This window comes from Halosolutus halophilus, from assembly GCF_022869805.1.
Classification (GTDB): domain Archaea; phylum Halobacteriota; class Halobacteria; order Halobacteriales; family Natrialbaceae; genus Halosolutus; species Halosolutus halophilus.
On record NZ_CP094974.1, the window covers coordinates 2,564,110 to 2,577,399 of the forward strand.

Annotated in this window: 8 protein-coding genes; 3 read left to right on the top strand and 5 right to left on the bottom strand. The window is 64.7% G+C overall.

Annotation, left to right across the window (positions count from 1 at the left end; genetic code table 11):
• The first annotated feature begins 529 nt into the window (after positions 1-529).
• Complete coding sequence (locus MUG98_RS12595; protein ID WP_265107797.1) at positions 530-1,126, top strand: DUF7344 domain-containing protein; 597 nt, start codon at positions 530-532, stop codon at positions 1,124-1,126.
• A 274-nt stretch (positions 1,127-1,400) separates the two neighbouring features.
• Here the strand turns inward: MUG98_RS12595 and MUG98_RS12600 are convergent, their stop codons facing one another.
• The 4 genes from MUG98_RS12600 to MUG98_RS12615 all read right to left on the bottom strand — a co-directional run bounded on the left by MUG98_RS12600 (position 1,401) and on the right by MUG98_RS12615 (position 8,405).
• Positions 1,401-3,485, bottom strand: coding sequence for a hypothetical protein (locus MUG98_RS12600; protein ID WP_265107798.1), 2,085 nt, complete (start codon positions 3,483-3,485; stop codon positions 1,401-1,403).
• A 605-nt stretch (positions 3,486-4,090) separates the two neighbouring features.
• Positions 4,091-5,038, bottom strand: a complete 948-nt coding sequence (locus MUG98_RS12605) for a hypothetical protein (protein WP_265107799.1) — start codon at positions 5,036-5,038, stop codon at positions 4,091-4,093.
• A gap of 312 nt (positions 5,039-5,350) precedes the next feature.
• On the bottom strand, positions 5,351-6,541 hold the full coding sequence (locus tag MUG98_RS12610) for a GNAT family N-acetyltransferase (protein WP_265107800.1): 1,191 nt from the start codon (positions 6,539-6,541) through the stop codon (positions 5,351-5,353).
• Positions 6,542-6,602: 61 nt separating this feature from the next.
• A complete protein-coding gene (locus MUG98_RS12615) occupies positions 6,603-8,405 on the bottom strand; it encodes a hypothetical protein (protein ID WP_265107801.1) in 1,803 nt (600 codons plus the stop codon).
• Between the two features lie 296 nt (positions 8,406-8,701).
• On the opposite strand from MUG98_RS12615, the gene MUG98_RS12620 reads away from it, so the two are divergent.
• Positions 8,702-10,042: a hypothetical protein gene (locus MUG98_RS12620; RefSeq protein WP_265107802.1), complete on the top strand. Its 1,341-nt coding sequence runs from the start codon at positions 8,702-8,704 to the stop codon at positions 10,040-10,042.
• A gap of 374 nt (positions 10,043-10,416) precedes the next feature.
• Here the strand turns inward: MUG98_RS12620 and MUG98_RS12625 are convergent, their stop codons facing one another.
• A complete protein-coding gene (locus tag MUG98_RS12625) occupies positions 10,417-12,009 on the bottom strand; it encodes an alkaline phosphatase family protein (RefSeq protein WP_265107803.1) in 1,593 nt (530 codons plus the stop codon).
• Between the two features lie 278 nt (positions 12,010-12,287).
• Here MUG98_RS12625 and MUG98_RS12630 point away from each other — a divergent pair, with 278 nt between their 5' ends.
• Positions 12,288-13,238, top strand: coding sequence for a polysaccharide deacetylase family protein (locus MUG98_RS12630; protein ID WP_265107804.1), 951 nt, complete (start codon positions 12,288-12,290; stop codon positions 13,236-13,238).
• Positions 13,239-13,290 lie beyond the last annotated feature (52 nt).

Consider the following 13,290-nt stretch of genomic DNA (forward strand, 5'->3'; position numbering starts at 1 on the left):
CCAGCGTGAGCAACGTGAACACGCCACATGAATCGTTTCCATCGTTTCGGTGAGGTCACGAAGTAAATCGCGTGTTCATCGCGTAAATGGGTGTTTCCAGTTCGAACCGACGTTTGCTTTTATGTCGTTGCAGTCGAACGTTCTGTACTAGTGCCGTGTTGCCGATCTGCCCGCCGGACCGTGGTCGACGCCCGTGTCCCCGCGTCCGCCAACGACGTACGCCAACGATACGTCCACACAACCGTTCGATACCAACAGTCGTCGCGTCCGATGTGATGCGACGTCGCTGGAGTCTGCGGGATCCGCGGAGACGCTGGCCGCGAAGACGATCCGTACCGTGTTTGCAGCCGGTGCAAAACGTGGCCGTGCTTAAGAGTGTCACTGTTGGTGTACAACTTGGTGTGTCAATCGTGATTGCGAGCCCAACGAACGTACAACGGTCACTGTCGGTCCCGCAGTCCGGTGATCTTCTCGATCGTCGACTCTGGGAGTGCTGGCGTGGACGACCAGCGTCCGGAGGTCAGCGATAATGTCTTCGATCGATACATCGTTACCTGACGAAATCGCCTCCGTTGCGGATTCCGACGAAGAAGAGCGACTCTCGAAGGACGTCATTTTCGAACTGCTGAAGAACCGCCGCCGCCGAGAAGTCCTCACGTACTTGCTCGAGGCCGACGAGACGGTCACGCTCGGTGAACTCGCCGAACAGATCGCCGCCTGGGAGAACGACACGGAAGTCAACGCCCTCAGTTCGGATCAGCGTAAACGGGTGTACGTCGCCCTCTACCAGACCCACCTGCCCAAGATGGACGACGCCGGAATCGTCGAGTACGACCAGGATCGGGGGCTGATCTCGCTGTCGGACAACGCCGATCTACTGATGATGTACCTGGATACGGATACCCACCGACAGGACCGCTGGGATCGGTGGTACGCCCTGCTCAGCGTGATCGGGGCGGCCCTCGTCGGCGCCGCGGTTCTCGGCGTTCCGGTGCTGTCCGCGATTTCGCCGATCGCGCTCGCAGGCGTCGTCGTCGTCGCGTTTTTCCTGCTGTCCGTGGCCCACGTCGTGACGAACCGGCAACGCGAACAGTCGGTCGACGGGAAACTGTCGCGGATCGAGTGACCGCCGGTCGGTGGCGCGTTCGCGAACCGGTCGCCGGCCCGGTGTCGATCGCGTCTCCCACTCTCCCCGCGTCGCCGATAGAGCGGCTTCGATTCTACCTGAGAGATCTTTTCCGGAAAGGACTGTTACCGCTGTATCCGAAGCGGTCGTACGACGCAACTGCGAAATCGTCTCCGCGTGACCGATTCCACGGGATCGATCGTCGCCACTCGAGCGGATCGACGGACGAACCGATCCGTGACGGCGGGACCGGCACAGAAAACGAAACCGGAGACTACCGGTTGCGAGCGTTGTGCTGGACGTCGACTGCGGCGTCACCCAGGAGCGTGAACTCCTCGATGTTCCCCTCGAACCAGTAGGCGTCGAGCCAGTCCCCGACGACGCCGCGAACGGCCGCCCCCTCGACGACGTCTTCGTCGTCGATCGACGCGCCCTGGTAGTCGGACGCGACGACCGAACCGCTGGCTTCGAAGGCGTAACTCGAGACGTCGTCGGACTCGGTGCCGTCAATGACCAGCGCGTGTGGCAGGAACTCGTGCTCGCCGTACTCGCTGACGTCGATCTCCTCCCCGTCGAGGAAGACGTCGGCCTCCCCGTCGGTGAACGTCACGTCGGTCAGCGCACCCGAGAACCGGAACGTCTGCGTGGTGTCGGCGATCGAACTCTGGACGGTCGACCCCGAAACCGTCGTGGCGTCGTCGTCCGGGTCCGCGTCCGCGTCGAGTTCGATCGTTCCGTCGACGGTAATCTCGTAGCTCGCCGGCGTCCCCCGACCCTCGACTTCGAGGACGTGGGGCAGGTCGGGCCCGTACTCGGCCGGGTCGAGTTCCTCACCGTTTTGCACCGCCGTACCCGGGCCGTCGACGGTCAGTTGCTCGAGGTCGCCGCTGAATCGGAACGCGTCCTTCCAGTCGGCGACCACGCCGTGGACGAATCCGTCCTCGATGGTGTCTTCCTCGTCGATCGAGGCACCGTCGACGGTAGCCTTCTCGACGTCGCCGTCGACAGCGAACTCGTAGCGGGTCGCGTCCGACGAGTCGCCGTCGATCAGGATGACGTTCTCGAGGACGTCGTCGAAGTCGTCGGGGTCGACCTCGGTGCCGTTGACGCGGACGGCCGCGTCGCCGTCGACGCTGAGCCGTTCGATCTCGCCGGCGAACCGCCACGCGTCGAGGTAGTCGGCAACGGTTCCGCTGGCGTGTGTCCCGTCGACCTCGGCTGCGTCGTCGATCGTCGCGTCGTCGTCGGTGCTCGGCTCGACCGCGTCGCTGACGACGAACTCGTAGCTCGTCGTGTCGCCCGTGCCGTCGCCGTCGAAGACGACCACGTTCGGGAGTTCGTGGTCCGCGTCGTCGGCTGGCTCGTCCTCGGCGGCGGAGCCGGCACTCGAACCGGAACTACCGCCCGATGCGGCTTCTTTTGCGGACGTGGGAACCCCGTCGGGGATCGAGAGGTCGGGATCCCGCGAGACGCCGCTGGCGACGTTCACGGACGATCCGCTCGCCCGCTGGATCGTTCCGCGGTAGCCGCCGCTCTCGAAGGTTGCGCGGCCGGGCGATCCGTTGGCTCCGGCGACCATCGCGTATGGGTACGGCCCGTCGGCGAAGTGAGAGTCGCGGATCGTGACCGTCCCGCCGTTCCAGACCCAGACCGGGCGGCCGCTCGTCTCGATGAACCCGCCGTAGCCCGGGCCGTAGTCGGTGGTATCGTTGTACGCGACGCAGTTGACGATCTCGTCGTTGCCGCCTGCACACCGGAACGTCGAGACGCCGTTGTTCTTGCCGAAACAGTTCTCGAAACGAACGCTGCCGCCGTAGGCGGTGTTGGAACAGTAGAACCCGTTGTTCGGGTACCCCTGCACGTTGCAGCGGCGGAACGTCACGTCCGCATTACTGTTCCGGTGCATGAAGACGGCACCGGGGCCGTGGACGAAACTCGCGCCCTCTTTCGTCGCCCCGTCGCCGAGGTAGACGTTCTCGACGAGGATGTCTCCGCTGCCGGCGGTGATCGAGATCATGAACTGGCCGCCGCGGTAGAGACCCTCGAATCCGATGTTCCGGACGGCGGAATCGCCCCCCTCGATGAGGATCAGGAAGTCGTTCCCGGTCGTGAGGTCGATCAGTTTGTTCTCGTAGGTCTCGCCGCGACCGACCCTGACGACCTGTCCGTGCGCTTTCACGACGTCGTAGTCGTCGTCCGCGCCGGCGGCGCCGGTGAACGCTGCCGCCGCGGTCGTCGCCCCGGCGAGCTTCATGTACGATCGTCGGTGTAGTAATCCGCTATTACCGCGCTCGTCGGCCGACTCGGCGCCGGTATCGACGGTCCGCTCTTCGTTCGGTACTGAAGGGTCGCGTGTCATACAGACGGTAATCCGAGACTACCCGCATAAACTTTCCCATCTACTTAACCTAAATTTTACAGACTATAATAGATATCGTAGTGTTCGTTACGTATTATATGAGTTTTCTGCTCTGGAATTATACGAATGGAAAATTTCGAACGGCGTACGGGTAACTCCGGGTTACCTGAACCTGACGGCCCGATCGAGCACCAGCGGAGCGGGTGCTCGGCTCCTGTCGCTGAGGTGACCGCTCCATCGATCGCTCCGTGAACGATCGAAGGCCGGAATCTCGATCGTCCGTCCGGGGACGATCAGCTATTACACGTCACTCGGAGAGAACGCCCGCGACTGAAGTCGCGGAGAAGTCACTACGGCAATCGACTCCCGATACCGGGCCAGAACCGATCGGATCGGAAAACGAGTGGTGGAACGGCGGCGACGAGAAGAGCGGGAGTATCGAGACGGTGACGGAAAGCGGAACGCCGTTTCGGCCGGGGCGGGAAGCGTCAGCGGCAACCGGGGCGGAGGCGTTCGAAGGTGAGGTCCGGAGGACCGGTCGGCGTCAGCGGGGGTCTCTGATGGCGGGTGCGTCAGCGGGGACCGGTGGAGGGAGTGGCTCGTCGCTACTCGCTGGAGCCGCTGGCGGCTTCTTCGGCGGAGGTCGGGACGCCGTCCGGCATGAACGCCTCGGGATCGGTTCCGACGTCGTCCTCGAGTTGAACGGTCGAACCGGCGTGTTCGGCGATGCCGGCCTGCTCGTCGTAATCGGAGTCGCGAACGGTGACGGTCGTCGCGCTCCCGTTCGCGCCGGCGTCGATCGCCGTGTTCTGTCCGTTCATCTCGATCTGGCAGCCCTCGACTTCGATCGTGCCGGGTGCCCACGCCCAGATGCCACGTCCGGCGTACCCCTCGTCATCGACGTAGACGCTGGAGTTGGTGACTTTGCTGCCTTCGGTCGCGAGGCGGAAGTGCGAGACGTAACAGTTGGCGGCGAAACTGCCGTCGATGTGGACCGTCCCGCCGCCGCCGGTCCCGGGCGCGGACGCGTAGATCGCGTTGTCCGCGTAGCCCTGGATGTTGACGTTCTGGATGTCGAGGTGGCCGCTGTGGTCCGGGTGGACCCAGAACGCGGTCTGGCCGTGGCCGCTCGAACTCGCGTTGCGGTCGTCGGCACCGTCGCCGAGATAGACGTTCTCGACGGTACTCGTGTTCCCACCCGTGTCGGCGACCCCGAACGTCGCGGAGCCGGTCCCGGAGGTGTTCTTGCCCTTGAACCCGATGTTTCTGATCGTCCAGTCGGTTCCCTGGGCGGTGATGACGATGTCCTTCCCGGTGGTGAGGTCGATCAGTTTGTTCTCCCAGGTCTCTCCATCGTCGACGTTGATGGTCTGACCCTCGGCCGGGATTTCCTCGTACTCCTCGTCGGCCGTCGCGGAACCGGCCACGCCGGCGGTGACCGTCGCGGCTGCGGCGGTCGCGATCGATCGCACGTAGTTCCGGCGACTTAATCGTATGTTACGGCCGTTGTTCGGAGCGGTGTCCGCTTCGGACGTACGGGGATTCTGCGCCATACAGTTCCGTAACTTCGGCTTACACTCATAAACTTTTCCTTGCCAATATGGATTAAATTTACAGAATGTATTCCTCGCACTACAGAATCGGTCAGAATGTACGGGGAAATAGTGCCAAAGTTATGACTGTAGACGCTGAACTGAAGCGGTCGACTGGCGCGACAAACTCCACGTTTCCCGAGTAAATACGCCACTACCGCTCGATTTCGGCGGTCGTACTGCCTGAGGGACCCCGCTCGGTAGGGTCACGGTCCTCCGAGAAACAGTCGACCAGTTCGGGCAGTCACGGATTACGATCGACGGAATCGATCGTTACCAGGCTCGATCGGCGAACGTGAGCGTCCAGTTCGAGGGGTCGGCGATGGCCGTCCCGGCGACGGTCCACTCGTGACCGCCGTCGGTGGCGAGCGGAACTGCCAGTTGGGTCGTCGGCGAGGCGACCCACGAGAGCGGGGGCGACGCGTCCGAGACGAACCCGAACTGGGCCAGCACCAGGGCCGACATCCCGTTCCCGCTCGCACAGAGGAGGTCCGCGTCCCGACGATCCGCGACGACCCGCTCGAGTATCGCGCGGAGTCCGTCGGTCCGGTGTCGCGTCGACGCGAGCGGTGCGACGTCGAAGAGACGGGTCAGCACCGTGCCGTCACGTTCGGTCGTCGTTCCCGCGATCACTCCCGCGATCGGTTCGCCCCAACGAGTCGCGAGGTACGCGTCGATCGACCAGAGCGGGTTCCGGAACCGCCACTCGTAGAACCGCTCGTCGCGGGTAGCGTGCAGCGCCCCCGGCGTCGCCCGGTCCGCGAGCGTCACGAACTGCTTGACCGGCACGTCGGCGAACCGGTTGACGGTCACGTCCCCCGGGCTCGCGACCAGCGTCTCGCGTGCGCGGTGATATATCGAAGCCGGCGGACGGGCCACGCGCGAGAGGTGCGTCGATCGCCCGCCCCCGCCGTCGAGCACCGCGGTCGGTCGCTGCAGTCGATAGTACGTCGGGACCGCTCCGACGGGTTCCCAGCCCAGTGCTCGACGCGTCGAGACGTCCCTGCCGCTCGCGACGTTCGTACAGAGTGCGAAGTCACGGCTCCGGCAGTGCGATTCGAGCCGTTCGAGGAACCGCGACTCGAGCCCCCGGTGGCGGTCGTCGGGCCGGATCTCGACGTCGGCTGGCTGTCCCACGCTGATTCGCCGATCGCCTGCCGCGAACGCGAGCGTGAAACACGGCACAGCGCCGACGATATCGCCGCCACGCTCGGCGACGACCATCGGGACGCCGTCGGCGTACGGGTTCTCCTCGTACTTCCACCGGAACCACGCGTCGACCTGTCGTCTCCCGCTCGATTCGTACAGCGCGAGGACGTCCGCTCGATCGGCAGTCGTGTACGGTCTGACGACGACGTCTTCGTCGTCCCTCGAAGCGGGTGTCCGTTCGGTCGATCGATTCCTCCAGGACCCGGTCGTCGACTCGCGACCGGACGACCTGCTCGCTGACTCGTCCCGTGCCATGGCGATCGGTGAGCCGACCTGACGACCGATGCGAGCTTTGTTAGGAGCGTCTTTGGAGCGACTACGACTCGCCGGGCGGTTCGCTGTCGACGGCGTACATCCGGAACTCGTCGTTGGAGATCACCTTGTCCGCGCTCGGATCGGTCTCGACGCCGGCGATCGCGTCCTCGCTGTAGTCGAGTTCCTGATAGACCCCGACCTCGCGGGTTTCGTCCCACTCGGTGATGGTGAGATAGTAGTCGGTGCCGTGGTACGCACCGCTGTAGTTCCCGGCTTCGAACTCGGTGGCGTTGACCTCGCCGCTCGCGGCCGATGCGCCGCTCAGCACTCCCTCGCGTTCGACGCCGTTGATCCCGTGATCGTACCGGTACGGATCGTAGCCGAGTCCGACGTGTGGGCGTTCCTCGGCGGCGTGGTCGAACGCGGATTCGTAGCCGCTGTACTTCTCGTCGGTCACGTGCTGGTTGGGATCGTAGATAAGTGGCGACGAGAAGACCGTCATCAGACCGAGGACGAGACAGGCCCCGAGTACCACCGCGGCGATCGCGTTCGCACCGGGTCGCGAGACGAGCGACGAGAGGCCGCCGATCACCTGTGCGATGGCGATCCCCGCGAGGATCGTCACGAGGACGAAGATGAACCCGACCTGGCGAAACGCCATCGTCGGCGTGCCGAGGATGTAGACCAGGAAGATCCCGCCGAGCGGCACCAGCGCGAGGCCGAAGTAGGTGACGAACGACTTCGTCTCCCGATCGAGTTTCGTCCGCCCAATCCACGTCGCGAGGACGAACAGGCCGACGACGAGGGCGATCAGCGCCATCTCGAGGAACAGTTTGACGAACAGTTCGCCGAGACTGGCACCGATATCCGTCAGCGACGACTCGGCCTGGTCAACCTCGGCGCCGGCGCCGATGTCCGCCACGAACAGTCCGTAGATGAGGCCTCGGACGGCGCGTCTGAACGTCTCGCTGCTCATCACCCAGAGGGTGAAGAGCGACCCGAGGACGACCGTGTGGGCGTAGGTCGTCGGATGCTCCACGATCGGGTGGTCGTCGTACCGTCTGCGAGCGAGGAACTGGACCCCGGCGATCGCTCCGAGCAGGACGACCACGTTGAGCATCTGCTGGGGGTGGACGAGCAGGAGCGTGATCCCGGTCACGTAGATGAGGACGCTAAAGGGGGACAGCCCGAACGGCAGCCGTTCGATCGTCGCCCGCCGCCGGAGGTACGCGACGAACGCAAAGATGACGACGGGGGCCAGGAAGAGCGCGTTCGAGTTCGTGTGTACCCCCATGTGCGTCGCGATGTTGTTGATCGGCAACACCATCCAGGAGACGATCGCCGCGACGCCGATCGCCAGTTCGTCGCCGGTCACGTCTCGAACGACGAGGGGGACGAACAGCAGGAAGGGGACGAACAGCGCGACCACGGACAGGAGCAAGCCGCGTTCGATCGGAACGCCGCCGACGAAGTGGAAGATCGACGCGAGCGAGTGCAGCCCCGGATAGAACAGTTCGTGGGGAGCGATCTGCCCCTCGACGATGTCGCGCGTCCAGCCCAGATGCGTCAGCGCGTCACCCATGCCGGAAAAGCGGTAGTTCCGGATCAGCGGCAGGCTCACGATCGCCGTCGTCGTCAGCGCACCCAGTCCGATCCCGATCGCCTGCGGGCGGCCCCGGTAGGCCAGGGCCGTACTGACGGCAATCGCCAGTGCGATCGCGAACGCGGCCCACGTCACCGTCGGTGTCGCAGTGTACAGCGACGCCTCGTAGGCCGTCGCCGGATTCGCCCGCGCGACGAGAATCCCGATCGCGACGGCGGCGAACCCCACGGCGAAGGTTCCGTCGACCGTCGCCCGCCTCATCTCGTCTCCCTCCCGACGCGTTGCGATGGGTAATCGATACGCATACGCATGTGTCGAGAAGAGCCACGGCTATCGTGCGGTTTGTTATATTGCTCCTACGATAGGGGCCAGAATCCGACGGTCCTGGCCACCCAACCGACCGCTCCCGCCGATCGGACGGGTACCGACTGTACGGTACCCCTGACGGTCAGGCGCGCGTGGCTACGAGTCGGTTTCTTCGTCGCCGACAGTTCAACGGTGGTGGCGATTTTTGTACGCGTTCGTGATCCGTCCAGGGCGAACGCGAACCCCCAGTTATGGCCTTTACCATCACCGATCTCACCGCCGACGGGACGACCCTCGAGTGTACGGTTCGGGCGTCACCCGATCTCCAGCGGTTTCTCACTGACGAACCGTTCAGGACCAGCTACGACGTCCCGATCGAGGACGTTCCCGAAGGCGTGCTCGCCGTTCCCGCGCTCGCACAGCTCTGTCCCGTCGCGTGGGCCAACGGGGCCGACGTCTACGTCGACGAGGTAGACGCGACGTTCGCCCGCGCGCTCGAAGACGTCAAGGCCACGCTGCTCTCGATGTACGACTTCATGGAGGGCGGGCGACTCTTTGTCCGTCGGACGATCGATCCCGAACCTGCTCACGGGACCGACGCGCCCGATTCAGACCGTGCCGGGGACGCGGACGGCGAGAGCGGTCTGCTGTTCACCGGCGGCGTCGACTCGACGTGTTCGTACGTTCGCCACCGCGAGGAGTCTCCGACCCTGATCAGTATTCGCGGCTGGACGATCACGCCCGATCGCGACGACGACGAGAAGTGGGACCAGTTGCGCGCGCGCGTCACGCGATTCGCCGACGATCACGGCCTCGATACGGCGTTCGTCGAGTCGAACGTACTCGCCGCGCTCGATCACCCGATGTTGCTGGCCCACTACAAGCGGTTCGTCGACGGCGCGTGGTACAGTTCCGTCGGCCACGGACTCGGCCTGCTGGGCCTCTGTGCGCCGCTGGCCTACGCGCGCGCGATGGACGACATCTACGTCGCCGCGACCCACTGGGAGGGAATCGACCTCGAGTGGGGGTCCCGGCCCGACATCGACGACTACGTCCGGTGGACCGGCACGCAGTGCCACCACGACGGCTACGGCCTCACCCGGCAACAACGGGTGGACGTGATCGCGGACTACGTTCGCGACGCGGATCCCGACCTCCAGTTGCAGACCTGCAACGATCGCATGGACGGCAACTGCGGCGCGTGCGAGAAGTGTTACCGGACCGCAGTCGGGCTTCGGCTCTCGGGGCTCGATCCGACCGATCACGGCTACCCCTTCGACGACGCGGACTACCACGACCTGCGCCGATCGCTCGAACGCGGCGAGTGGGTGCTCGGCCAGGACGAACGGTACATGTGGGAAGACATCCGCGATCGAGTCCGGGAGACCGAGCCAACCTCGCCGCCCGAACGCGCGTTCTTCGAGTGGCTCGCCGACGCCGACCTCGAGGATCTCGTCGCGGAGTCTGCGCCGCCGCTTCTCGATCGACTCCTCCGAGCGGGCGCGCGGAACGCCCCGAATAGCGCCTACAACGCGCTCTATCCCGCTTACTCGACGGCGAAGTCCGGGTTCGACCGCGTTCGATCGCGCTGATCGTCGTCGGCGTCGCCCTCCAGTAGTCGCGGGCGATCCTGGTTTCGTTCACCACACTGAACGGTGACACAGTGTGAAGATAGCGGGACCGACTCCCCGGCCGTTCTCTACGACCGATCGATACGGGCGTTACGATTTCGGAACTCGAGAGTTCGTCCCGTGGTGGCGCTGTCTTCTCACCGGTTCGATCGAACCCGGCACCGATCAACCGCGCCCTGACGGACGACTCCGTCCGGATACACCACGAGCACCGCCGGGCGGACCGCCGCTCTCCCCGAGCGGGTAGAACGTGTAACCGTGGGACACTGTATCGGCAGACCGTCGAGGCCGTTCACGATCCGATTCGGTGCGATCGCGCCGGAACGATACTCCGTCTACTCCATGTAGCCGAGTCCCTTCAACCGGTCCTCGACGTCGGCAAAGTCGTCGTCGACCGTATCGCCTTGCTCGCGCTGGGAAACGTCGACGCGTTCGACTTTCGTCGTCGACGGGGGCGCGTCCGGGTCGAAGGCGTCGAACAGCACCCGTCCGTCGGCGTTCTTCGGGACCGGTTCGCCGATTCCGTGCAGCAGGGTCGGGGCGACGTCGACGACGCGTGCGCCGCGCAACGTCGCCCCCTGGTCGATCGACGGTCCGCGACAGAGGACGATCCCTTCCATGCGGTGGCTCGCCGTGGTCGATCCCGTATCGCCGAACGGTTCGTCCGTGATCGAGTTGCGTGCCTCGTAGCCGTCGATGGCGTTGACGATGAGATCGGGAGAGGCGTCGTCGGTGGGGAACAGCTCGTCGCCGTCGAAGACCTCGAGCAGGGCCGTCCCGTCATCGTCGGTGACCGATTCGAAGAGGGCGACGAGTTCGCGCTTGAGTTCCGGGACGTCGCCCGGGTCGACGACCCCGTCGTCGAAGCGATCCGTATCGTTGATGTAGACGTTGCCGGCGTCGTGAACGAACGCCGTGGTCCGATCGTAGTCGACGTCGTAAAGCGCGTGATCGCCCGGGATCTGTTCGGCGACCGAGTCGACCAGTCGCCGCGGGAGCGTCGAGACGATCAGTTCTTCGGAGATCCCCACCCGATCGAGCGCATCGGTGATCCGGTCGCGCGAGATGCCGAGACTCGCGAGTGCCCCCCGCGTGCCGTCGTCTTCCTCCCGGAACAGGTAGCCGTCCCGCTCGAGGAAGTGATTGACGTAGACCAGTTCGTGGATCGGCCCGAACCCGTGATCGGAGACCACGTAGAGGTCTGCGTCGTGGTCGTCCGCGTAGGCCATGACCTCGCCCAGCAGGTCGTCCAGTAGTTTGTAGTGTTTGAGCAGCAGTTCCTCGTCCCAGACGAGGTGCTGGAAGCGATCGGGGGCCGTGAAGACGAAGAAGAACAGTCGCCAGTCGTCGCCGGCGCCCTCCATCTGTAGCCGGAGGAGTTCCCGGCGCTTCGCGAGCAGTTCCTCGACGGCGTCCCGGAACTCGTCGAGTCGATCGGCGTAGTCGGGGTAGTCCAGACTGATCTCGTAGTCGGGAATCCGGTCGGCGATTTCGTCGCGGAGGGCGGGCGGATGCGTGAACTCCCGATCCGTAGACGGCGTCATCATCCCCGTCACCACGGTCCCGTCGATCTCCCGTGCGGGGTAGGTCATCGGGACGTTTCCGACGTGGGCGGGGCCGACCCGCTCCCAGAGGGTCGGTTGCCGGACGTCGTAACTCGTGTACATCTCGTGGGAGTACTCCGGAGAGAGGTTCTGGAACCCGTAGATGCCGTGTTTGTCGGGCCACACGCCGGTCGCGATCGACGGCCACGCCAGCGGGGTCGTCGGTGGGCGGGTACTCTCTAGCGTCCCGGACGCCCCTTCCTCGCGCATCCGAGCGAAGTTGGGCAGGTCGCCGCCGTCGCTCCACTGTTCGATGAGTCGCCACGGCACGCCGTCGAGACCGAGCACGAACGCGCGCTCGGTCGTCTGTGAAGATCCGCTCATGTTTGAGTAGTGAGTATCGAGTCGGGAGACTGCCTGCTGGAAAGCAGGTGGCGAGACGAGCGCTTTGTTATAGAGACGTAACAGCACCCTGCGACACACCGGGTCGGCGTGTTCGGTCACCCTACCGATCGGTGTATATTAGTCTTCTGTACGTTTCTGGATCTGTTTCTCCTTACTGGAACAGTTCCGTTCGCCGTCAGGATCGAAAAGTGATCAATAACAAAACGACCGAACCGAATTCGACACGGGTATGACACACCGTAACCAGGGTGGGTGCTGTGGGTAGCGTCGTGATTTCGCTCGATGCCGAACTCGGGTGGGGGTTTCACGATTTCACGTCGCCACCGCCACGACGGGTCGAGGCGGGTCGTCGCGGCTGGTCGACCATGCTGGAGTTGCTGGGAGAGTTCGATATTCCCGCGACCTGGGGCGTCGTCGGCCACCTGATGCTGGCATCCTGTGATCGTCGCCACGCCGACCACCCCGCTCCCGAGGGGTGGTTCGAGCGCGAACGGACCGACTGGCGCGATCGGGAGGACCTCCGGTTCGGTCCCGATCTCGTCGAGGAACTGCTCGAGTCCGACGTCGACCACGAGTTCGCCAGCCACTCGTTCTCCCACGTCCTGTTCGGACACCCGAAGACGGACCGCGAACTCGCGGACGCCGAACTCGAGCGGAGCCGCGAGATTGCGGCCGAGTGGGACCAGACGATCGACTCGTTCATCTATCCGCGCAACGATATCGGCCACCGCGACGTCCTGGTGGAACAGGGGGTCACCGCGTACCGCGGCCGGACGCCGAACCGGCACGGTGCCCGTGCCGTCTTCGATTCGACGGTCCGCGACCGATCGTTCCTCGTCGAACCGATCGTCGACGAGTACGGGCTGGTGAACGTGCCGGCCTCGCTGTTCCTCTTCGGGTTCGAGGGAACGGCGCGGACGGTGGCCGAGTCGATCTGGACGGATCCGATGGTGATGGTCGCACGACGAGGGATCGACGAGGCGGCGCGATCGGACGGGATCTTCCACATGTGGCTCCATCCTAACAATCTCACGCACGAGCGGGACGATCGACGGATGCGGACGATCCTCTCGTATCTCGATCGGAAGCGCGCCGAGACCGACCTCGCCGTCGAAACGATCGGCAGCATCGCGAATCGAATCAACGTCGCCCGTGGGGCCGACGGAACCGTAAGTCCGGTCAACAGACAGCCGATGAGCGGTTATTGATCGCCTGAGACGGGAACGGTGGGCTACAGGGACGACGCTGGCTGTACGCCGA

Excerpts from the sequence above, each read along its gene's own strand:
- MUG98_RS12595 (WP_265107797.1), top strand. The coding sequence starts at position 530 with ATGTCTTCGATCGATACATCGTTACCTGACGAAATCGCCTCCGTTGCG.
- MUG98_RS12600 (WP_265107798.1), bottom strand. The coding sequence starts at position 3,485 with ATGACACGCGACCCTTCAGTACCGAACGAAGAGCGGACCGTCGATACC.
- MUG98_RS12605 (WP_265107799.1), bottom strand. The coding sequence starts at position 5,038 with ATGGCGCAGAATCCCCGTACGTCCGAAGCGGACACCGCTCCGAACAAC.
- MUG98_RS12610 (WP_265107800.1), bottom strand. The coding sequence starts at position 6,541 with ATGGCACGGGACGAGTCAGCGAGCAGGTCGTCCGGTCGCGAGTCGACG.
- MUG98_RS12615 (WP_265107801.1), bottom strand. The coding sequence starts at position 8,405 with ATGAGGCGGGCGACGGTCGACGGAACCTTCGCCGTGGGGTTCGCCGCC.
- MUG98_RS12620 (WP_265107802.1), top strand. The coding sequence starts at position 8,702 with ATGGCCTTTACCATCACCGATCTCACCGCCGACGGGACGACCCTCGAG.
- MUG98_RS12625 (WP_265107803.1), bottom strand. The coding sequence starts at position 12,009 with ATGAGCGGATCTTCACAGACGACCGAGCGCGCGTTCGTGCTCGGTCTC.